This window comes from Streptomyces sp. NPDC005820 (assembly GCF_040630255.1).
Taxonomy (GTDB): domain Bacteria; phylum Actinomycetota; class Actinomycetes; order Streptomycetales; family Streptomycetaceae; genus Streptomyces.
The window spans coordinates 1-21,253 of the sequence record NZ_JBEXXE010000073.1; the positions used below are offsets into that span (position 1 = coordinate 1).

At 72.8% G+C, this 21,253-nt stretch carries 20 protein-coding genes and 1 pseudogene; 10 read left to right on the forward strand and 11 right to left on the reverse strand.

What is annotated here, in order from left to right; genetic code table 11:
• The 3 genes from cysD to ABZ464_RS48495 all read left to right on the forward strand — a co-directional run.
• The coding region (gene cysD, locus ABZ464_RS48485) for a sulfate adenylyltransferase subunit CysD (RefSeq protein ID WP_359288702.1) at nt 1-456 on the forward strand (456 nt) is incomplete at its 5' end.
• A gap of 14 nt (nt 457-470) precedes the next feature.
• Nucleotides 471-1,688 (forward strand): GTP-binding protein, encoded by a 1,218-nt coding sequence (locus ABZ464_RS48490; protein ID WP_359288704.1) that lies wholly within the window; start codon nt 471-473, stop codon nt 1,686-1,688.
• A gap of 194 nt (nt 1,689-1,882) precedes the next feature.
• Nucleotides 1,883-2,371, forward strand: a complete 489-nt coding sequence (locus tag ABZ464_RS48495; protein ID WP_359288706.1) for an ATP-binding protein — start codon at nt 1,883-1,885, stop codon at nt 2,369-2,371.
• 6 nt (nt 2,372-2,377) lie between these two features.
• Here the strand turns inward: ABZ464_RS48495 and argF are convergent, their stop codons facing one another.
• Both argF and ABZ464_RS48505 read right to left on the reverse strand, forming a co-directional pair.
• On the reverse strand, nt 2,378-3,385 hold the full coding sequence (gene argF, locus ABZ464_RS48500) for an ornithine carbamoyltransferase (RefSeq protein WP_359288709.1): 1,008 nt from the start codon (nt 3,383-3,385) through the stop codon (nt 2,378-2,380).
• A gap of 88 nt (nt 3,386-3,473) precedes the next feature.
• Entirely contained in the window at nt 3,474-4,697 is a 1,224-nt protein-coding gene (locus ABZ464_RS48505) for an arginine deiminase (RefSeq protein ID WP_359288711.1), read from the reverse strand.
• A 138-nt stretch (nt 4,698-4,835) separates the two neighbouring features.
• On the opposite strand from ABZ464_RS48505, the gene ABZ464_RS48510 reads away from it, so the two are divergent.
• The 3 genes from ABZ464_RS48510 (at nt 4,836) to ABZ464_RS48520 (ending at nt 8,106) form a co-directional block, all read left to right on the forward strand.
• On the forward strand, nt 4,836-5,999 hold the full coding sequence (locus ABZ464_RS48510) for an SPFH domain-containing protein (RefSeq protein ID WP_359288713.1): 1,164 nt from the start codon (nt 4,836-4,838) through the stop codon (nt 5,997-5,999).
• Nucleotides 5,996-6,895 (forward strand): hypothetical protein, encoded by a 900-nt coding sequence (locus tag ABZ464_RS48515; protein WP_359288715.1) that lies wholly within the window; start codon nt 5,996-5,998, stop codon nt 6,893-6,895. The genes ABZ464_RS48510 and ABZ464_RS48515 overlap by 4 nt, the downstream gene beginning before the upstream one ends.
• Before the next feature lie 110 nt (nt 6,896-7,005).
• Nucleotides 7,006-8,106: a hypothetical protein gene (locus tag ABZ464_RS48520; RefSeq protein ID WP_359288717.1), complete on the forward strand. Its 1,101-nt coding sequence runs from the start codon at nt 7,006-7,008 to the stop codon at nt 8,104-8,106.
• A 2-nt stretch (nt 8,107-8,108) separates the two neighbouring features.
• Here ABZ464_RS48520 and ABZ464_RS48525 read toward each other — a convergent pair whose 3' ends face one another.
• From ABZ464_RS48525 to ABZ464_RS48540, 4 genes are all read right to left on the reverse strand, one after another.
• Nucleotides 8,109-10,658 carry a polynucleotide kinase-phosphatase gene (locus ABZ464_RS48525; protein WP_359288719.1) on the reverse strand — a complete coding sequence of 850 codons (2,550 nt, stop codon included), beginning with the start codon at nt 10,656-10,658 and terminating at the stop codon, nt 8,109-8,111.
• On the reverse strand, nt 10,655-12,139 hold the full coding sequence (locus ABZ464_RS48530; protein ID WP_359288721.1) for a 3' terminal RNA ribose 2'-O-methyltransferase Hen1: 1,485 nt from the start codon (nt 12,137-12,139) through the stop codon (nt 10,655-10,657). Before ABZ464_RS48530 ends, ABZ464_RS48525 begins: the two co-directional genes overlap by 4 nt.
• Nucleotides 12,140-12,245: 106 nt before the next feature.
• Nucleotides 12,246-13,205 carry a DUF4232 domain-containing protein gene (locus ABZ464_RS48535; protein ID WP_359288723.1) on the reverse strand — a complete coding sequence of 320 codons (960 nt, stop codon included), beginning with the start codon at nt 13,203-13,205 and terminating at the stop codon, nt 12,246-12,248.
• A 104-nt stretch (nt 13,206-13,309) separates the two neighbouring features.
• Nucleotides 13,310-14,233, reverse strand: a complete 924-nt coding sequence (locus ABZ464_RS48540; RefSeq protein WP_359288725.1) for an LLM class F420-dependent oxidoreductase — start codon at nt 14,231-14,233, stop codon at nt 13,310-13,312.
• A 237-nt stretch (nt 14,234-14,470) separates the two neighbouring features.
• Here ABZ464_RS48540 and ABZ464_RS48545 point away from each other — a divergent pair, with 237 nt between their 5' ends.
• A complete protein-coding gene (locus ABZ464_RS48545; protein WP_359288727.1) occupies nt 14,471-14,722 on the forward strand; it encodes a hypothetical protein in 252 nt (83 codons plus the stop codon).
• An 8-nt stretch (nt 14,723-14,730) separates the two neighbouring features.
• On the opposite strand, the gene ABZ464_RS48550 is transcribed toward ABZ464_RS48545, so the two are convergent.
• The 4 genes from ABZ464_RS48550 to ABZ464_RS48565 all read right to left on the reverse strand — a co-directional run bounded on the left by ABZ464_RS48550 (nt 14,731) and on the right by ABZ464_RS48565 (nt 17,587).
• Nucleotides 14,731-15,246, reverse strand: coding sequence for a DUF6099 family protein (locus tag ABZ464_RS48550; protein ID WP_359288729.1), 516 nt, complete (start codon nt 15,244-15,246; stop codon nt 14,731-14,733).
• 238 nt (nt 15,247-15,484) lie between these two features.
• Entirely contained in the window at nt 15,485-15,811 is a 327-nt protein-coding gene (locus ABZ464_RS48555) for a nucleotide pyrophosphohydrolase (RefSeq protein ID WP_359288731.1), read from the reverse strand.
• Nucleotides 15,808-17,082, reverse strand: a complete 1,275-nt coding sequence (locus ABZ464_RS48560; protein ID WP_359288733.1) for an ATP-binding protein — start codon at nt 17,080-17,082, stop codon at nt 15,808-15,810. The genes ABZ464_RS48555 and ABZ464_RS48560 overlap by 4 nt, the downstream gene beginning before the upstream one ends.
• Before the next feature lie 94 nt (nt 17,083-17,176).
• Nucleotides 17,177-17,587, reverse strand: coding sequence for a cell division protein SepF (locus tag ABZ464_RS48565; protein ID WP_359288735.1), 411 nt, complete (start codon nt 17,585-17,587; stop codon nt 17,177-17,179).
• A 216-nt stretch (nt 17,588-17,803) separates the two neighbouring features.
• Between ABZ464_RS48565 and ABZ464_RS48570 the strand changes: the two genes are divergently transcribed.
• Entirely contained in the window at nt 17,804-19,495 is a 1,692-nt protein-coding gene (locus ABZ464_RS48570) for a hypothetical protein (RefSeq protein WP_359288737.1), read from the forward strand.
• A 12-nt stretch (nt 19,496-19,507) separates the two neighbouring features.
• Here the strand turns inward: ABZ464_RS48570 and ABZ464_RS48575 are convergent, their stop codons facing one another.
• Nucleotides 19,508-20,026, reverse strand: a complete 519-nt coding sequence (locus tag ABZ464_RS48575) for a YceI family protein (RefSeq protein WP_359288739.1) — start codon at nt 20,024-20,026, stop codon at nt 19,508-19,510.
• Nucleotides 20,027-20,139: 113 nt separating this feature from the next.
• On the opposite strand from ABZ464_RS48575, the gene ABZ464_RS48580 reads away from it, so the two are divergent.
• Entirely contained in the window at nt 20,140-20,703 is a 564-nt protein-coding gene (locus tag ABZ464_RS48580) for a MarR family transcriptional regulator (RefSeq protein WP_359288741.1), read from the forward strand.
• 148 nt (nt 20,704-20,851) lie between these two features.
• Nucleotides 20,852-21,085, forward strand: a pseudogene (locus tag ABZ464_RS48585) (hypothetical protein); the annotation flags it as partial.
• Nucleotides 21,086-21,253 lie beyond the last annotated feature (168 nt).

The window sequence follows — 21,253 nt, forward strand, 5'->3', positions numbered from 1 at the left end:
CGCGACGAGTTCTCCCAGTGGGACCCGCGCCGGCAGCGGCCCGAGCTGTGGAACCTGTACAACGGCCGCCACGCGCCCGGCGAACACGTCCGCGTCTTCCCGCTGTCCAACTGGACCGAGCTCGACGTCTGGCAGTACATCGCCCGCGAGGACATCGAGCTGCCCGACATCTACTTCGCGCACTACCGCGAGGTGTTCCGGCGGGGCGGGATGTGGCTCACGGCCGGTGAGTGGGGCGGGCCCAGGCCGGGTGAGGCCGTCGAGAAGCGGCAGGTCCGCTACCGCACGGTCGGCGACATGTCCTGCACCGGCGCGGTGGACTCCGACGCCGGCACCATCGAGAAGGTGATCTCCGAGATCGCCGCCTCCCGGCTCACCGAGCGCGGCGCCACCCGCGCCGACGACAAGCTCTCCGAGGCCGCCATGGAGGACCGCAAGCGCGAGGGGTACTTCTAGAGATGACGACGGACATGACGACAGCCGGCATGACTGTGGACACCCTCCGGTTCGCCACCGCCGGTTCCGTCGACGACGGCAAGTCCACCCTCGTGGGACGGCTGCTGCACGACTCCAAGTCGGTCCTCGCCGACCAGCTGGAGGCCGTGGAGACCGCCTCCCGCAACCGTGGCAAGGACGCGCCCGACCTGGCTCTGCTCACGGACGGGTTGCGCGCCGAGCGCGAGCAGGGCATCACCATCGACGTGGCCTACCGCTACTTCGCCACGCCGAAGCGGCGGTTCATCCTCGCCGACACCCCGGGCCATGTGCAGTACACCCGCAACATGGTCACGGGCGCCTCGACGGCGGAGCTGGCGATCGTCCTGGTCGACGCCCGCAACGGCGTGGTCGAGCAGACCCGCCGGCACGCGGCGGTGGCCGGACTGCTGCGCGTCCCGCACGTCGTGCTCGCCGTCAACAAGATGGACCTGGTCGACTACCGGCAGGACGTCTTCGAGCGGATCGTCGGGGAATTCGCCGCCGACGCCGCCGAGTTCGGGCTGCCGGGCTTCACCCCGATCCCGGTCTCGGCGCTCGCCGGCGACAACGTGGTCGAGCGGTCGGCGCACATGGACTGGTACACCGGTCCGGCCCTGCTGGAGTTCCTGGAGAGCGTGCCCGTCGGCACCGACGCGGCCGACGCGCCCACCCGGTTCCCGGTGCAGTACGTCCTGCGGCACGGCGAGGTCCGCCACTACGCGGGCCAGTTGGTGTCGGGCTCGCTGCGGGTCGGCGACCGGGTGACCGTCCATCCGTCCGGCGAGACCTCCGAGGTCGCCGCCATCGACGTACTCGGCGAGGACGTCCGGGTGGCGTACGCGCCGCAGTCGGTCGGGGTGCGGCTGGCGGACCAGCGGGACGTCTCGCGCGGGGACATGATCACGGCGGGCGCCGACGCGCCGACGCCGACGCGGGACGTACGGGCGGCCGTGTGCCATCTGGCCGACCGTCCGCTGCGGGTCGGCGACCGGGTGCTGCTCAAGCACACCACCCGGACCGTCAAGGCGCTCGTGCAGGATCTCGGCGGGGCCTCCGCGCTGGCCGTGAACGACCTGGGCCGGATCACCCTGCGCACCGCCGAGCCGCTCGCGCTGGACGACTACGCGGTCTCCCGGCGTACGGGGGCGTTCATCCTGATCGACCCGGCCGACGGGGCGACGCTCACCGCGGGCATGGTGGACCTCGGCTGAGACAGGCGTTCCGAGGTAAGTATTCTTACCGCCCTCCCCCTCCGGGAGGGCGGTTTCTCATGTCCGGCCCCCGCAGTGTCACCGCTCGTCAATAACGCGGTAACAACGGGAGCAGGCAGGCGAGACGGGGCGTTGGGCGGGGTAAGCAACCCGTTAGCCGTACCATTCCTGAAAGTTGAAGGCAGGACCACCTGATGTCGATCACGGGACCCTGCGCCAAGAACGGACTCGCCTTGCAAGATCGCCCCTCCGACTCGACCGCCTCCTGGCGGATCGCACTGCCGCACTCCGCCGCGGCCGTGCCGGTGGCTCGCGCACTGGTCCGTACGGCGCTGGCGGAGCTGGAGCACGGCGCGGACAGCGACACCGCGGAGCTGCTCACGGCCGAGCTGGTCGCGAACGCCGTGGAGCACACCGCCGCCGGGGACGCCCCGATAGAGCTGGTGGTGGAGCTGCGGCCGAGCGGCTGCCAGGTCGAGGTGCACGACCCCGACCCGATGCCACCGGGCGACCTCACCCGGCCCTCGGGCGCGGAGCCCGACCCCTGGCTGGAGCACGGGCGGGGGCTGCTGCTGATCCGCGCGCTGAGCTCGTCCTGCGGGCACCGCCCCACCGAGAAGGGCAAGGCGGTGTGGTTCCGGCTGGCCGTGGTGCCTCCGCAGTGGCGGCCGCGGCCCGAGTGACCCCGGTCAGGCGAGGGTGGCGACCAGGACGGCCTTGATGGTGTGCAGGCGGTTCTCCGCCTCGTCGAAGACGACCGAGTGGGCCGACTCGAAGACCTCGTCGGTGACCTCCAGCGAGTCCAGGCCGTGGGCCTCGAAGATCTCGCGGCCCACCTTGGTGCCGAGGTCGTGGAAGGCCGGCAGACAGTGCAGAAAGCGGACGTCCGGGTTGCCGGTGGCGCGCAGGACGTCCATGGTCACCGCGTACGGGCCGAGGGCGGCGATCCGCTCGTCCCAGACCTCCTTGGGCTCGCCCATGGACACCCAGACGTCGGTGGCGACGAAGTCGGCGCCGAGCACGCCCTCGGCGACGGACTCGGTGAGCGTGATCCGGGCGCCACTGGTCTCGGCCAGCTCACGGGCCCGGTCGACGATCTCCTGGGCGGGCCAGTAGGTCTTGGGGGCGACGATCCGTACGTCCATGCCGAGCAGGGCCCCGGTGACCAGGTAGGAGTTGCCCATGTTGAAGCGGGCGTCGCCGAGGTAGGCGAAGGCGATCTCCGGCAGGGGCTTGGCGGTGTGCTCGGTCATCGTCAGGACGTCGGCGAGCATCTGGGTGGGGTGCCAGTCGTCGGTGAGGCCGTTGTAGACGGGCACACCGGCGTACGCGGCGAGCTCCTCGACGTTCTGCTGGCTGTCCCCGCGGTACTCGATGCCGTCGTACATCCGGCCCAGCACGCGCGCGGTGTCCTTGACCGACTCCTTGTGGCCGATCTGCGAGCCGGAGGGGTCGAGGTAGGTGGTGGCGGCGCCCTGGTCCGCGGCGGCGACCTCGAACGCGCAGCGGGTGCGCGTCGAGGTCTTCTCGAAGATCAGCGCGATGTTCCTGCCGCGCAGGTGCTGGACCTCGGTCCCGGCCTTCTTGGCGGCCTTCAGCTCGGCGGCCAGCTCGATCAGGCCGCGGAACTCCTCCCCGGTGAAGTCCAGCTCCTTGAGGAAGTGGCGGCCGGCGAGGGCGGTCGGGACAGTCGCCATGGGGGCGCTCCAGAGGTACGAGAACGGGACCATGGAAGTCTATACGACGACTAGCATTTCTATACAGACCCATCGGCTCACATGTTCTCTACACGGCCCCCCGTTCGACCGGGCAGCTCATACAGCGCGGTCCACCCCGGCCCCGGCCCAGCTCGCTGCCCGGGATCTCGATCACCTCGATGCCCTGCTTGCGCAGATGGGTGTTGGTGGTGGCGTTGCGCTCGTAGGCGACGACGACACCCGGTTCGACGGCGAGGACGTTGCAGCCGTCGTCCCACTGCTCGCGCTCGGCCGCGTGCACGTCCTGGGTGGCGGTGAGCACCCGGATCTCGCTGAGGCCGAGGGCCGCGGCGATCGCCCGGTGCATGTGCTCCGGCGGGTGGTCGGTGACCTTCAGCTCCTTCTCGCCGACGCCCGGCTCGATGGTGTACGAGCGGAGCATGCCGAGTCCGGCGTACTGGGTGAAGGTGTCGCCGTCGACCATCGTCATCACGGTGTCGAGGTGCATGAAGGCGCGCCGCTTCGGCATGTCCAGGGCCACGATGGTCTGCGCCGAGCCGGCCGCGAACAGCTTGTGCGCGAGCATCTCCACGGCCTGCGGGGTGGTCCGCTCGCTCATGCCGATGAGGACGGCGCCGTTGCCGATGACGAGGACGTCGCCGCCCTCGATGGTCGAGGGGTAGTCGGCCTGCCCTTCGGACCAGACGTTGAACAGCTCGCCGCGGAAGAGGGGATGGTGCCGGTAGATCGCCTCGAAGTGCACGGTCTCCCGCTGCCGGGCGGGCCAGCGCATGGCGTTGACGGCGACGCCGTCGTAGATCCAGGCGGAGGTGTCGCGGGTGAAGAGGTGGTTGGGCAGGGGGGCGAGGAGGAAGTCGTCGAGGTCCATGACATGGAAGCGCACGGAGGTCGGTTCGGCGTTGGCCGCCAGGAACTCCCGTTTGGTCATGCCGCCGACGAGGCTCTCGGCCAGGTCGGGCGCGGACAGGGCCTCGAAGACGGCACGGAGGTGGTCGGTGGCGAGCACCCCGTACTCCTTCTCGTCGAAGACGCGGTCCAGGACGAGCGCGCGGGCCGCCGGGATCTCCAGGGCCTCGACGAGCAGATCGCCGAACAGATGGACCTCGACGCCCCGGTCGCGCAGGACGTCGGCGAACCCGTCGTGCTCGGCGCGCGCCCGGCGCACCCAGAGCACGTCGTCGAAGAGCAGTGCGTCCTTGTTGCTGGGGGTGAGCCTTTTGAGCTCGAGATCCGGCCGGTGCAGGATGACGCGGCGCAGCCGCCCGGCCTCGGAGTCGACATGGAATCCCATGCCTCCATCCTGACCACCGTCGCCCGCCTTCACCCGCTCTTGTGTCGTTTCGCAACCGCTTGTTTTCGTCCTCTTGACGACAAGTGATCCCTCCGATTATCGTCTCGGTGACGACATCCAGGCGAGGGGGGACCTCTCATGGCCGACATCACCCGGCGGCTGGGCTGGCGCCATCTGCGCGGCGCTCCGACGGCACACATCCGCCACCACCGCTCGGGCACGCTGGTGCACGACGGCCCGGGGCTCAGCTTCTGGTTCCGCGCGCTGACCGCGGCGCTCTCCGAAGTACCGGTCGACGACCGCGAGCTGGCCATGACCTTCCACGCCCGCACGGTCGACTTCCAGGACGTCACCGTGCAGGCGACGGTGACCTACCGGATCAGCGACCCGGCCGTCGCGGCCAGCCGCCTCGACTTCTCCGTCGACCCGGACACCGGCGTCTGGCGCGGCGCGCCCCTGGAACAGCTCGGCACCCTGCTCACCGAGACGGCCCAGCAGCACGCCCTGGACGTCCTCGCCCGTACACCGCTGTCGGCCGCGCTGGTCGACGGCGTGACGGCGGTACGGGAACGGGTCGCGGCGGGACTGGCGGCGGAACCGCGGCTGCCGGCGACGGGCATCGAGGTGGTCGCCGTACGCGTGATGGCGCTGCGCCCGGAACCGGAGGTGGAGCGCGCGCTGCGCACGCCGGCCCGTGAGCAGATCCAGCAGGAGGCCGACCGGGCGACGTACGAACGGCGGGCGGTGGCGGTCGAGCGGGAGCGGACCATCGCCGAGAACGAGCTCGCCAGCCGGATCGAACTCGCCCGGCGCGAGGAGCAGTTGGTCGAGCAGCGCGGCACCAACGCCCGCCGTGAGGCGGAGGAGACCGCGGCGGCGGACCAGGTGCGGGCTCAGGCCGAGGCGGACCGGACGGTCCGGCTGGCGGAGGCCGAGGCCACGCGCTCGGTGAAGCTCGCGGAGGCCGAGGCGGCCAAGCAGGTGCATCTCGCCGACGCCGAGGCGCGGCGCACGGAGCGGCTGGCCGATGCGGAGTCGGCACGCACGGTGAAGCTCGCGGAGGCGGAGGCGGCCCGTGCGGTACGGCTCGCCCGGGCGGAGGCCGAGGCGGCACGCGAGGTCGGCGAGGCCCGGGCCCAGGCGCAGGCGGCCTGGCTGCGGGTCCACGCGGACGTCGACGTCGTGACCCTGAACGCGCTGACCGGCACCCGGCTTGCGGAGAACCTGCCGCACATCGACAGCGTCACGATCTCGCCGGACGTGCTGACCGGCCTGCTCGCCAAGCTGGGAGCCGGGAGTTGAGTCTCGCCCCGCGGGCCGTGCTGGTCCACCGCACCACGGAGTACGAGGAGCTGGTGGCCCGGCACGGCACCCACGGCCAGGCCGCCTTCTTCCTCTCCTCGCGGGGCCGGGACATCGAGGAGGTCGCGGAGCGGCACCGCCGCACCCGGCGCGCCCTGGCGGAGGTGACCTCGGCGATCCCCCTGACCTGGCGGCAGAGCCAGGTGGAGCGGGCCGACCTGGACCGCTTCCTGTTCGCGCCGGAGGACGTGGTGATCGTCGTGGGCCAGGACGGTCTGGTGGCGAACGTCGCCAAGTACCTCGCCGGGCAGCCCGTGGTCGGCATCGACACCGACCCCGGCCGCAACCCGGGCGTCCTGGTCCGCCACCGCCCCGCCGACGCCGGCGCCCTGCTGCCCTCGGTGCTCGCCTCCGGCACCGGGGTGTCCGAACTGACCATGGTCGAGGCGGTCGCCGACGACACCCAGCGGCTGGTGGCCCTCAACGAGATCTATCTGGGCGCCGCCGGTCACCAGACCGCCCGCTACCGCCTGGGCCTCGAGGACGACGGGGGTGCCGCCGAGGCCCAGGCCTCCTCCGGGGTGCTGGTCGGCACCGGCACGGGCGCCACCGGCTGGATCCGCTCGGTCTGGCAGGAGCGGGGCGGGCGCGTCCGGCTGCCCGCGCCGACGGAGCAACGGCTCGTGTGGTTCGTCCGGGAGGCCTGGCCGTCACCGGCGACGGGAACCTCGTGCGTGGCGGGCGAGCTGACCGCCGGGGACGGGCTGACGCTGACCGTCGAGTCCGAGCGGATCGTCGCGTTCGGGGACGGGATCGAGAGCGACGCGGTGGAGCTGACCTGGGGGCAGACCGTGCGGGTGGGGGTGTGCGGGGAGCGGCTGCGGCTGGTGGGGTGAGGCCGCGGCCGCCTCTGAGCCGTTGGGGCGAAATGCCGGACGGTGGCGGCGCGTCGGCGCAGGGGCGTGGCACACCTCTGGTAAACGCCCCCTCCTGGCAGGAGCCTGTCTTGCCCCCCATACGTACGGCCCCGCGCAGATGGCGCGCCCGCTGCGCCCTCACCGGCGTCCTTGCCGCCGTCGCCCTGCTGTGCGGGACGCTGCCCGCCGACGCCCGCACCGGTCTGAACTGGATCACGCTGCCTTCCCTGCCCAAGGCCCGAGCCGACCTGGCCGCGGCCGCCGCGCCCTGCCCTCGGGGGCAGAGCGGGAGCTGTCTCTACGCGGTCGGCGGGTGGGACAGCGGCGTGCTGGCCACGGCCCAGGCATACAACCAGCGCACCAACGCCTGGTCCACGCTGCCGGACCTGCCCACGCCGCGCTACGGCCTCGCGGCGGCTGCCGCGCCCTGCCCGGACGGACAGAGCGGAACCTGTGTGTACGCCCTCGGGGGGTACGGCGCGAGCGGCCGCGTCGCGACGGTCCAGTCCTACGACCCGGCGACCGGCGGCTGGACCACGGTCACGTCGCTGGGCACGGCACGCGCCTACCCCGGGGCCGCGGCCGCGCCCTGCCCCGCCGGACAGACCGGAACCTGCCTCTACGCGGTGGGCGGTGACGACGGCTCCGGTGTCACGGCGAGAGTGGAGTCGTTCAACCCCGTCACCAGGACCTGGACCACTCTCAGCGCACTGCACACGGCCCGGAACGGCGTGAGCGCCGCGACCGCCATCTGTCCGGCGGGTCAGACGGGGACCTGCGTCTACGCGGTGGGCGGGCTCGACTCCACCGGCCACGTCACGGGCGCGGTGGAGTCCTACAACCCGGTGACCCGGGCCTGGACCACGCTGGCAGCGCTGCCGGTTCCCCTGGCGACCCCGGTGGTGGCGGCCACGACCTGCCCGCCCGGCCAGCAGGGAACCTGTGTCTACGCGGCGACCGGTATCGGTGCCGGCGGCGCGCGGTCGGACGCCCAGTCGTACAACCCGCTGTCGCGCGTCTGGACCACCCTGCCGTCGGCGCCGACCGCCCGCCAGGAAGCGGCGGGCGCGGCCCTGCCCTGTCCGCCGGGCACGACCGGCAACTGCGTCTTCGTCGTCGGCGGCTTCGCGAGCAGCGGCGTCGTCGCCACCGTGCAGGCCCTCGACCCGCCGGTGACCGGCGGGCGCTGACCTCACAGCCTCGGGTCCACCGGCTCCGACTCCAGGGCCAGCACCCCGAACACCGCCTCGTGGACGCGCCACAGCGGCTCGCCCTCGGCGAGGCGGTCCAGTGCCTCCAGGCCGAGCACGTACTCGCGGATCGCCAGCGAACGCTTGTGGTTCAGGAAGCGTCCGCGCAGCCGGGCGAGGTGGTCGGGGCGGGTGTACTCCGGGCCGTAGATGATCCGGAGGTACTCCCTGCCCCGGCACTTGATGCCCGGCTGGACGAGCCGGCCCTCGCCGCTGCGGACCAGGGCGCCGAGCGGCTTGACGACCATGCCCTCGCCGCCCCGGCCCGTCATCTCCAGCCACCAGTCGACGCCGGCCCGCACCGAGGCGGGGTCGGCGGTGTCGACGTACAGCCGGCCGGTGGTCTGCAGCAGTCCGGTGTCATCGTGCTCCACCAGCCGGTCCAGCAGGGCCAGTTGCTCGTCGTGCGGCAGACCCGCGAGGCTGCGGCCCTGGACGGCGAGCAGCTGGAACGGGGCCAGGCGTACGCCGTCCAGGCCGTCCGTCGTCCAGCAGTAGCGGCGGTACGCCTCCGTGAACGCGGCCGCGTCCGAGGCGCGCTCCCGCTGCCGGGCCAGCAGGTCGGCGACGTCGACGCCCCGGGCCGCGGCGCCCTCCAGAGCGCCCAGCGCACCCGGGAAGACGGCCCCGGAGGCGGCGCCGACCGCCGCGTACTGGGACCGCAGCAGCCCGGACGCCTTCAGCGACCACGGCATCAGCTCGGCGTCCAGCAGCAGCCAGTCGGTCTCCAGCTCCGCCCAGAGACCCGCCGCGTCCGCCGCCGCCCGCACCCGGCCGAGGATCTCCTCGGTCACCGCGACGTCGTCGAAGAACGGCCGGCCGGTGCGGGTGTACAGCGACCCGGTGGGCCCGTCGACGCCGAAGCGCCTGCGTGCCGTCTCGGCGTCGCGGCACACCAGCGCCACCGCCCGCGAGCCCATGTGCTTCTCCTCGCACACGACCCGCTCCACCCCGTCCGCGGCGTACTGCGCGAACGCCTCCGCCGGGTGCTCCAGGTAGCCCTCGACGCGGCTGGTCGCCGTGGGCGCCATGGTCGGCGGGAGGTACGGCAGCAGCCGCGGGTCGACCGCGAACCGGCTCATGACCTCCAGGGCCGCCGCCGCGTTCTCCTCACGGATCGACACCCGGGACTGGCCCTCGTACCGGGTCTCGACGATCCGGCGGCCGTGGACGTCGGCCAGGTCGAGCGGACGCCCGTCGTGCCCACCGGGCGCCTCGGAGCGCAGCGGCTTCACCGGCTCGTACCAGACCTGCTCCGCCGGTACGTCGACCAGCTGGCGCTCCGGCCAGCGCAGCGCGGTCAGCTTGCCGCCGAAGACGGCGCCGGTGTCCAGGCAGATGGTGTTGTTCAGCCAGGTCGCCTCCGGGACGGGCGTGTGGCCGTAGACGACCGCCGCCCGGCCCCGGTAGTCCTCGGCCCACGGGTAGCGCACCGGCAGCCCGAACTCGTCGGTCTCACCGGTGGTCTCGCCGTACAGCGCGTGCGAGCGGACCCGGCCGGAGGTGCGGCCGTGGTACTTCTCCGGCAGACCGGCGTGGCAGACCACCAGCCGGCCGCCGTCGAGGACGTAGTGGCTGACGAGCTTGTCGATGAACTCCCGTACCTCGGCGCGGAACTCCTCGCTCTCGTCCTCCATCTGCTCGATGGTCTCGGCGAGGCCATGGGTGTGCTGGACGTTGCGGCCCTTGAGGTAACGGCCGTACTTGTTCTCGTGGTTGCCCGGCACGCACAGGGCGTTGCCCGACTTGACCATGGACATCACGCGGCGCAGCACGCCCGGGCTGTCCGGGCCCCGGTCGACGAGGTCGCCGACGAAGACGGCCGTCCGGCCCTCGGGGTGGACGCCGTCGGTGTAGCCCAGCTTGCCCAGCAGCGACTCCAGTTCGGCGGCGCAGCCGTGGATGTCGCCGACGATGTCGAACGGGCCGGTGAGGTGGGTCAGGTCGTTGAAGCGCTTCTCGGTGACGACGGTGGCGTTCTCCACATCGTCCACGCCCCGCAGGACGTGCACCTTGCGGAAGCCCTCGCGCTCCAGGTGGCGCAGGGAGCGGCGGAGTTCGCGGGTGTGGCGCTGGATGACCCGGCGCGGCATGTCGGCGCGGTCGGTACGGCCCGCGTTGCGCTCGGCGCACACCTCCTCGGGCACGTCGAGCACGATGGCGATGGGCAGCACGTCGTACTGCTTCGCCAGGTCGATCAGCTGCCGGCGGGCGTCCTGCTGGACGCTGGTGGCGTCGACGACCGTGCGGCGGCCGGCCGCGAGCCGCTTGCCCGCGATGTAGTGCAGGACGTCGAAGGCGTCCCGGGTCGCGCTCTGGTCGTTCTCGTCGTCGGAGACCAGGCCGCGGCAGAAGTCGGAGGAGATGACCTCGGTGGGCTTGAAGTGCCGGCGCGCGAAGGTCGACTTGCCGGAACCGGAGGCGCCGATCAGCACGACGAGGGAGAGGTCGGTGACGGGAAGCACCCGGCCCTTGGTCTGGTTCTCGGTCATGCCGCCTTCGCCTCCTTCTCGTTCGGGGTGCCGGCCGTGGGGGTGGTCAGGGTGAACACGGCCATCTGGGTGGGCGGTCCCACCTCCGGGTCGTCCGGGCCGACGGGGACGAACTCCACGCCGTAGCCGTGCCGTTCGGCGACGGCGGCCGCCCAGGCGCGGAACTCCTCGCGGGTCCACTCGAAGCGGTGGTCGCCGTGCCGGACGTGTCCGGCCGGGAGGGACTCCCAGCGGACGTTGTACTCGACGTTCGGGGTGGTGACGAGGACCGTGCGGGGGCGGGCCGCGCCGAACACCGTGTACTCCAGGGCGGGCAGCCTCGGCAGGTCGAGGTGCTCGATCACCTCGCTGAGCACGGCCGCGTCATAGCCCTTGAGGCGGGTGTCGGTGTACGCGAGCGAGCCCTGCACGAGCCGGACGCGGGACGCCTGCCGTTCGCCCATCCGGTCCAGCTTCAGCCGGCGGGCGGCGATGGTGAGGGCGCGGACCGAGACGTCCATGCCGACGATCTCGGTGAACCTCGGGTCCTTCAGCAGTGCCTGCACCAACTGGCCCTGGCCGCAGCCGAGGTCGAGCACCCGGGCGGCGCCGGCGGCGCGCAGCGCCTCGATGATCGCGTCGCGCCGCTGGACGGCCAGCGGGGTCGGCTTCTCCTCGGTCTCGGCCTCCGCCCCGACCGCGTTGTCGATGTCCTCGACCGCGCTGTCGTCGGTCTCGGCGAGCCGCACCAGCTCCAGCCGCTCCATCGCCTGCCGGGTCAGCGACCAGCGGCGGGACAGATAGCGGCTGGTGATCAGCCGCTGCTCGGGGTGGTCGGGCAGCCAGCCCTCACCGGCGCGCAGCAGCTTGTCGACCTCGTCGGACGAGACCCAGTAGTGCTTGGCGTCGTCGAGGACCGGCAGCAGGACATAGAGGTGCCGCAGGGCCTCGGCGAGGGTCAGTGTCTCCGACTCCAGGACGAGCCGTACGTACCGCGAGTCGCCCCACTCCGGGAACGCGGGGTCCAGGGCCACCGGGTCGGCGGTCACCGTCCAGCCGAGCGGCTCGAACAGCGCCCGTACCAGGCCGGGGCCGCCGCGGGCCGGCAGCGCGGGCACCTCGATGTGCAACGGCCGGGCCTGCGCGGGGAGTTCGGGCCTGGCCGTGCACACGGCCCGCATCGCGCTGGAGAAGACGCCGCTCAGCGCGACGGCCAGCAGCGAGGAGGCCGCGTACGGGCGGTCGTTGACGTACTGGGCGAGCGCCGCGTCGGGGGCGCCGCCGCGGCCCTTGCCCTTGCCGCGCCGGACCAGCGCCACGGCGTCCACCTCGAGGAGCAGCGCCGCCGTGCAGCGATCGGCGGCGGCCTCGGGGTAGAGGACGTGCGCCGTGCCGTAGGACGTGGAGAACGCCTGTGATTTCCCGGGATGCTTGTGCAGCAGATAGCCCAGGTCGGTGGCGGGGCGCTCGGGGGTGCCGGTGGTGGTGATCGTCAGGAACACGGTGGGTTGCCTCGAAAGGTCGGATGGGAGCGAAAGCGCTGGTCGTGCGCTTGTGCGCAGCTCCAACGTACAGAGGTACGGGCCCGGGGGCGGGGGAATTTACCGGCTAGCGCTCCGCCCGCTGCCAGGCGCCGACGCCCAGCTTGCCGGTGGTGCCGAGGTCGAGGTGGGGGGTGATCGTCACCGGGGCGGCGCCGGACTGCGCGCGGATCCGGACGTACGGGACGGTCACCGGGTCCGGGCCGGCCTCGGTGGTGTTGCGCCAGGCCAGGCCGGAGACCGCGCTCTCGCCCGGCTTCAGGGTGAGGGCGCGGGGCGGGTCGTCGAGGCCGGTGCCTGAGGCGATGCCGGCGCCGCCGTGCAGGATCCGCACGCCCTCGACCGGCGCGCGGTCCTCGTCGAGGAGGGTGAGCTGCGGGTAGCCGTCGAGGGAGTAGTCCTTCGTGCCGCAGTTCTCCAGGCGCAGTCCGACGACCCGCAGGCCCATCGCGGCGTCGCCGTCGTCGGCGGTGACCCGGATCCCGGACGCCGGGCAGACGCCCGCCGCGGCGGGGGCCTCGGCCGCGGGGACCTTGGTGACCTCGGCGACCTTCACGGTGGTCACCGGCGAGGCGCCGGGGGTGAGGACCCCCGGTTCGACGGTCCCCCGCACGGTCTTCCCGGCGCCCACCTCCCGCACCGTCACCCACTGGTTGCTCATGACCTCGCCCGCGCTCGTCGTGAAGTCGAAGAGCACGGAGTACGTCAGCGCCTCGGGGCCGTCGTTGGTGACCTCGTAGGCGGCGAAGATCCCGGAGTCGCCGGGCAGGCTGTCGGCGTGGACGCTCCAGTCGGACGCACTGGGCGTCGGGGTGGCCGAGGGGATGGTCACGGCGGTGATGCGCACCCCGTCCACCGGCGGGTCGGTGACCGGGGTGCGGGGTGCCCGGGAGGCCGCTCCCACGCCGCCGCCGATGTCGTCGCCCGCCCGCTCCGTTCCGCAGGCCGCGGCGAGCAGGAGCACGGCGGCGACGGCCGGGAGCAGACGGGCCGGGCGGGGGCGGCGGGGTGGACGGGGTGGGCGCATCCGGTCACCTCATCAGGAGCGGCCCGGAAGGACTGTGGCGGAAGCCATAGTTCCAGTCACAGGCATGTCACAGATCACGGGATGCGCGCCGCCCTGCCGTGGGCCTACGACAGCTGGGACTGCACCTCGGCGGAGATCAGCTCCAGGTGGTCGAGGTCGTGCAGGTCGAGGATCTGGAGGTAGAAGCGGCGGGAGCCGGTCTCGGTGTAGCGGCCGATCTTCTCGACGACCTCGGCCGGGGTGCCGGCCAGGCCGTTGGTCTTCAGTTCGTCGACCTCGCGGCCGATCACGGCGGCCCGGCGGGCGACCTCCTGGTCGTCCTTGCCGACGCAGACGACGAGGGCGTTGGAGTAGGTGATGGCGTCCGCGTCCCGGCCGATCGCCTCGGCGGCGGCCCGCACCCGGCCGAACTGGCGCATGCTGTCCTCGACCGAGCCGAACGGCATGTTGAACTCGTCGGCGAACCGGGCCGCGAGGCGAGGCGTACGGCTCGCGCCGTGGCCGCCGATCAGCACGGGGATCTTCGATTGCGCGGGCTTGGGCAGCGCGGGCGAGTCGGTGAGGGCGTAGTGCTCGCCGTGGAAGTCGAAGGTCTTGCCGGGCTCGGTGGCCCACAGGCCGGTGACGATCTCCAGCTGCTCCTCGAGGCGGCCGAACTTCTCCTTCGGGAAGGGGATGCCGTACGCCGTGTGCTCCTCCTCGAACCAGCCCGCGCCGAGCCCGAGTTCGACGCGGCCGCCGGACATCTGGTCCACCTGCGCGACCTGGATGGCGAGGACGCCGGGCAGCCGGAAGGTGGCGGCGGTCATGAGCGTGCCGAGGCGTATGCGGCGGGTCTCGCGGGCGAGGCCGGCCAGGGTGATCCAGGCGTCCGTGGGGCCGGGGAGACCGTCGACGTCGCCCATCTTCAGATAGTGGTCGGAGCGGAAGAAGGCGTCGAACCCGAGGTCTTCGGTGGCCTTCGCCACGGTGAGGAGGGTGTCGTAGGTGGCGCCCTGCTGGGGCTCGGTGAAAATACGAAGATCCATGCCTCCCATCCTGCACCTCGGGGTTCCCGTCCATCCCGGGGGTCCCCCGGGGCCCTGGCGTCCCCGGTCGGGTGAAAAACGGCCGTGCCGGGCGTGGGGGGTTGCCCGCGCCAGTGACCCGCCCCGGTGGTGATCGTTGGCCGGTGCGGTGCCGGACCGGTCGGCGCCCGTCCGGCGGATCGGTGCCGGGACGTCACCCGTGCCGGCCGTCCGGGGGCCGGGGCCCAGGAGGCCGTCATGACCGAAGAGAGCGTGCCGCAGCAGGGCGGGAGCGCCGCGCCGGCCCCGCCGAAAGGGCTGCTGCAGCAGATGGAGGAGCTGATGACGGCCTTGAACGCGGACCTCTCGGCGCTGGAGGACCACCAGGCCGCGGGAAGCTCACAGCGGACAGAGGTGGGGAGGGTGACGGCGACGGCGACGGGTGCGGGTGCGGGTGCGGGTACGGCGTCGGGTGCTGGTGCGGGTGTGGAGGAAGGCGACGCGGGCTGAGCCGGACGTCACCGATCCGGTAACACGGCCCCCTCCTTCTCACCTCTCTCCTCCCACACCTCCCTGTCCTCCCGCTCCCGCTCCTCTCTCGCCGCCAGTTTGCGCAGCATCTCCAGGACGCGGTCCCTGGACTCGTCGGCCGCGTCGATGGCCTCCATGCACTGCCAGTACGTGCCCTGGTCGTCCGCCGCGCTGGCCAGGGCGACCAGGGCGATGCCGACCTCGCCGAGCAGACCGCTCAGGTCGATCAGGGCCGCGCGGGCGTCGTCCAGCAGGGTGAGCTGGGCGGCCCGCAGATCGGCGTGGTCGAGGTCGGGGGCGTCCAGCACCCCGCAGCCCCGGCCCGCCAGCTCGGTCAACCCGAGGGCCTCGCCCCGCAGTTCGGGCGGGCCCGAGACGGCCAGCCGGCTTCCTATGGCCTGGGCCAGGGCCTGGGCCTGCCACACCTCCGTGAGAATCTCCGCCCTGCCCACGCTGCCCGCGAGCGCACGCCTGCTGGTCAGGATGAGCCGCACCGCGTCCATGCGCCACCCCCGTCTGTCCGACGTGCTCCTCGCACGTCCGCCCGAACTCCCTTGCGCACCGCCCTCGCGCACAGAGAGCGTTCCACTACCCAGAGTGAAGGCCTGTGGGGCGAAAAGCCAGAGGAAGGCGGAAATCTGTGGACAACAAATCGGTTTCGGACCACCGGACGACTCCGGAGAGTGAAAGCGGACCGTGGGAGTCCCTCGGTTGTCCACAGCCCGGCGGTCCACGCGCGGTCTACGGCGCCGGGAATCTGCGCTCGTTGCGGTCGATCTTCGCGTCGAGGGCGGCGAGCGGATCGACGCCGAGCACCTCGCAGAGCTGGAGCAGATACGCGAGGACGTCGGCGATCTCGTCCGTCACCCGGGGCGCGGTCTCCGGGTCGTCCATGACCCGCGCGGACTCCTCCGGGGTCAGCCACTGGAAGATCTCGACCAGTTCGGAGGCCTCCACGCTGAGCGCGGAGACGAGGTTCTTGGGGGTGTGGAAGGGCTGCCAGTTCCGGGCGGCCGCGAACTCGGCCAGTCTGCGCTGGAGTTTCGCCACGTCGAGGTGTTCTGTCACTTTCCCAGGTGTACCACCGTGACCCCGTGGGTCCGGGCCGCCCAGGAGGGGTCGCTGACCGCACCGACGCAGCGGATGTGCCCGCGGTCGGCCATCCGCACGGCGAGCCGGAGCAGACCGGTGCGCTGGCGTGGGTCCAGGCCGCGGTCGAGGTTGTCGGCGAGCAGGGTGAGCGCCTGCATCGCGGAGGGCACCTCACCGGCCGTGTCCAGGTCGAGCACGCCGGGGCCGGTGAGGAGGACCAGGGCGAGGGCGACGTAGCGCAGTTCGCCGTAGCCGAGGCGGGCGAGTTCCGTGCCGGTCCCGTCGCCGCGGTCGAGCAGCGCGCGGACCGTGCCGTCGGGCAGGGGTTCGGCGCGCAGGTCGACGACCTGTCCGGCGCAGCCGGCGTCGAGGGCGGCGACCAGGTGGGCGTGCCGGCGGGCGCACTCCTCGCGGGTGCGCCAGAGGACGTCGGCGAGGTTGTCGCAGCCGCCGAGCAGCCGGCCGGAGCCGACGGGCACGGGGGCGCCCATCCACTCCGGCTGGGGGTCGCAGACGAAGACCGAGCGCAGCGCGACGACCATCTGTTCGGCGGCGGCGAGCACCCGCCGCTGTCCGTCGGTCTTGCCGGCGACGCGCAGTGGCAGCAGGGCGGTGCCGAGGCGGTCGTCGGGGAGGGGGGCGCGGGTGACGGGTGCGGATCCGCCGGTGTGCCAGGCGGCCTGCACCGTACGGCGTCCCGGATCACGCAGCGCGGTCTCCAGCAGCACGCGTCCGTCGGCGCTCAGCCGCTCCCCCACGATGCGCAGTTCGGGTTCGGCCTGTACGGCGATGTCGAGCCGGACCGGGCCCTCGGGGCCGTCGGCGGTGCAGCCGATGCGGAAGCCGCGGCGCCGCTGGGCATCGGGGCGGGCCCCTTCGGGGACGCAGGCGAGCGGATCCGGGAAGACGTCGCGGACCCGGGCCCCGCCGCCGAGCCGCGCCAGTGCCTCGTAGGCCCGTACCGCCGTGGTCTTCCCGCTCCCACTGGGCCCCGCCAACACGGTCACCGCCCCCAACCCCATCCGGACCCGCCGATGCCCCGCGAAGGCGGCCAGCCGCAACTCGGTCACACAGGGCCGCAGGTGCCGACGAACCGCACCACCGGGAAGCGGCACGCCCTCGAGACCGGCGGGGCCACCGGGGCCGGACGAGCTTTCGGGACGGGTGCTCCGGGGTCCGACGGGGTCGTCGGAGAGCGGTGTGTCTTCGGGGCGGGTGGGGCTGGTCGAGGCGGAGGACGCGGTCATATGCGGACCGTAGGACTCCGCCCGCCGGGCGAACCGTTCCGGCCCCGCGGACTTCCTACGATCGAGCGACACCCCGGGCTGACACGCCCGCCCCCTACACCCCGGCGCCCTCCATGATTCCGCTCACCTCGGTGCCCGGTGGGGTGAGGAGGAAGACGTTGCGGTCGACGCGGTGCATGCCGCTGGCGAGGCCGAAGACGACTCCCGTGGAGAAGTCCAGGACGCGTTTGGCCACGTCGGTCTCCGCGCTGGTGAGGTCGAGGAGGACCGGGATGCCGGCCATCAGTGTCTCGGCGACCTCCCGCGCGTCGGCGAAGACGTTGACCCGCAGCACGACGAAGCGGCGACGGGTCTCCGTCACACTGTCGGGGAGCGAGCGGTGGTCCACCGCCGACGGCCAGGCGTCCCGGCCCCGCAAGGGAACGACCTGGGCGAGCCCTTCCCACTGTTCATCGGTGACGTCGTACCGGTTCACCGGATCCCCCCGAACTGACTCGCATTCCATGCCTGCACCAGCCAATTCTTACGCCAAGTCACCCGTTCGGCCCAACAGCGACACGGACGGCGACCGACTTGGGCGTCCCACGGCCGCTTCTTACCCCCCACACACCGGAATCTTCACGTCCAGGAACGGCTCGTTCACCGAGCGCGACTACGTTCACGTGCCGTGCACTTGGCAGATACCTCGCTGGTGACACCCGGTCGGCGGACACAGTCGGCGGTGTCCGCCCTCCCGGAACCTCCCGCGCAGTGGCGTCGCGTCCTGACCCTGCTCTCCGCCGTCACCCTCTTCATCGGCACCCGCTCGGTGTGGTCGACGGCCGCGAGCCACAAGGTCGTCGTGGCCGCCGCCATCTCGGTCTGCTACGCCTCGATCCTGGTGTGCGGGGTGCTCGCGCTCGTCGTGCGCCGGGCCCGCTCGCTGGCCCGCGTCGACCTGTGCGTGCTGGCCACCGCCGTGGTCCTGGTGCTGTGTGCCTGGGCGGTGTACCACCAGGGCGGCGACGAGGCGGTCCTCACCACCCAGGCCGCCCGGGAGCTCGCCGCCGGACGGCCCGTCTACGACCGGCCCTGGCCCTGGCTGTTCGGCCATGGCACGGTCGCGCTGACCCCGACCGTGTACGGCGGCTACGACTTCACGTACGGCTATCCGCCGCTCGCCCCGCTGCTCACCGCGCCGCTGCTGTGGCTCGGGCACGGGGGCGCCCCGGCGACGGCCATGGCGACCGGCGCGCTGCTCGTGGGCGCGGTGACGCTGTGGCGGATGCTGCCCGTGCCGTGGCGCCCGGCGGCGACGATGGTGTGCCTCGGTTTCTCGTTCCTGCCGATGTACGGGCGGCAGGGCTATCCGGCGATCCTGGCGCTGGCGCTGCTGCTGCCGGCGGTGGTGCGCTGGCCGCGCACCGGGCGCGGCGGGCTGCTCGGCCGGGCGGGCGTGGCACGGGCCGTCTGCCTCGGCGGGGCCTGCGCCGCGCAGCAGCTGTCGTGGTTCGTGGTGCCGTTCCTGCTGGCCGGGATCTACGCGGTGCGCCGCGGTGAGCTGGGTCCGCGCGCGGCGGCGGGCGTGGTGCTGCGGATCGCCGGGGTCGCCGTCACCGTATGGCTGCTGATCAACACGTACTTCCTGGTGCAGCAGCCGGCGGCCTGGCTGAAGGGGATCGCGCTGCCGCTGACGCAGGGCGCGGTGCTGCACGGTCAGGGGCTGATCGGCATCTCGCTGTACCTCACGGACGGCAGCGACCGGCTCGACTGGTACGGGCATGCGAGCCTGCTGCTGGCGGCCGGGCTGCTGGCGCTGTTCGTGCTGTTCGTACGGCGGCTGGGGCCGGCCGCGACCGTGCTGCCGTGGTGCGCGTTCTTCCTGGCCACGCGTTCCCAGGACGGCTACTACCTGATGATGACGCCGCTGTGGCTGGCGTCCGCGGTGACCGCGCCGCTGCCGGAGTTCGCCGGTGCGTGGCAGCCGAGACCCCGGGTGATGGCGGGTCCGCGGCGGCATCCGGCGCGGGTCGCCGCGGCCGTCCTGGTGCTGTTGCCCGCCCTGGTGAGCGCGACGGCGGCGGCCACCGGGGCGCCTCCGCTGCGGATGCGGGTGACGGGGGTCCGGCATCCCTCGGCGACCGCGGTGACGCTGATGACCGTGCGGGTCGTCAACACCGGTGACCGCGCGCTGAGTCCGCACTTCACCCTCACCACGGGCCAGGGCATGGACCCGTACTGGATCGTGGTCGCGGGGCCGCGCACGCTGCCCGCCCACCGCGCGGCCCGCTATGAACTCCGGCCGCCCAAGGGGACGTTCCGCCTTCCCCGGCCGAGCGTGCGGATCCGGCTGCGGGCCTTCACGGCGGATCCGCAGACGCTGTCGAGCGCGGACGTGGGCGCCGCGCTACGGGCGCCCGTCGTACGAGGGTGAGGTGACGGCCGGTCAGGCGTTCGTCGCGCGGGTGAAGCGGAGCGTGGCGGTGACCGTGGTCAGGCCCTTGATCATGCCCATCTGGTTCCAGCCCAGGCCGAACTCGGCCCGGTCGACGGTGAATTCGGCGTCCAGCGTGACGGCGTCGGCGCTCGCGCCGGTCAGCTTCGCGGTGAAGGAGTGCGGGCGGCTGATGCCGCGCACGGTGAGCTGACCGGACACCTGGACGGTGTCGGCGCCGCGGAGTTCGGCGGACCGCACGGCGTAGGTGATCTCGGGGTGGTTCGCCGCATCGAAGAAGTCGGTGCCGCGCAGGTGCTCGTCGCGCTTGGCGTTCTTCGTGTCGAGGGAGGCCACGTCCAGGCTGAGGGTGCCGGTGGCGGAGCCGTCGGCGGCCACCTCTCCCCCGCCGCGCACGGCGCCGAAGGCGCCCTTGACGGTCACCAGGCCCCACATCGTCTTGTGCTTGAGGGCGACGGCGGAGGCACGGGTGTCGAGCTGCCACAGTCCGGTTTCCACGGCGACGGTCATGGTCGTTTCCTGTCCAGAGGTGATGATTCAAATTTGGATGACTCGACGCTAGCCGATTATCCAAAAGTGGACAACCCCGTCGTCCAAAATTGGACCACGGTTACACTCGATGCATGGCCGACCCCGAGGAGCACCTCCCTGACCTGCCCCAGTGCCCGGCCGCCCGGGGCACCGGGCTGCTGCCGCCCGAGCTGCGCGCCTGGATGGTGCTGCTCGCCGCCACGGGAGCCGTGGAGCAACGGCTGCGGACGGTGGTGAAGGAACGGCTGGACGTCTCGCACGACGAGTTCCTGATCCTGTGCCTGCTCGCGGAGCACCCCGAGGAGGGCCTGCGCATGACACGGGTCGCCGAGCTGCTGGGCCGCCCCAAGACCCGGCTGACGTACCAGGTCGCCTGCCTCCAGCACGCCGGACTGGTCACCCGCCGCTCCGTCTGCGGCGACAAGCGGGGCATCGAGATCGCCCTCACCGACAAGGCCCGCACCCTCCTGCGCGAGGCCTCCGGCGCCCTCGCCGGGACGGTCACCGCGGCCCTGGCCCATGTCATGGGCCCCGAACAGTGCGCGGCGATGAGCGGGCTGGTACCGGCGGCGGGCGGGGAGACGGAGACGGGGTCCGTGGACAAGGGCGACACCGGCGAGGACACCGGGGCGGCGGCCGTCGGAGCCTCCGGCTGAGGCTGCTCGGGGGCAGGTCGGCCGGGTACCCGGCGGCTGCCGCGCCCACCGGTCGGCCGTGTCGGCCGACCGGTATCCCCAGGAGGCTTCCCTGGGCGTACAGGAGCTGCCCGACCCGGTCCGTCACCACCCGCCGCCGGGCTCCCCGGTGGATCCCGGCGCCCTCGCGGCGGCGCTCCGCGCGGGTGGACGGGGAGGTGCGGTTCGACGCGGGAGCTGGGCCGCGTACTCCACCGACGCCTCGAACTTCCGGCAGACCCCGATCGGCGTGATCGTCCCCCGCACCCCCGAGGCGCGGCCCGTCGAGGCGGTGGCGGTGGCCCAGGAGCACGGCGCGCCGGTGCTGTCGCGGGGCGTCGGGACCAGTCTGGCCGGGCAGTGCACCACGCGTAGGAGCGGACGCCCTCAACCGGCGGCTCGCTCCGCCGGGGGCGGTGGCCAAGGGGCTCGTCGTGGCCGGGGCCGGGCTGGCGGCGGGCGGGGTCGTGGCCGGGGCGGCGGGGGTGGTGCGGAGGCTGCTGTGGGAGTGAGGGCCCTCGGGAGGGCCCCT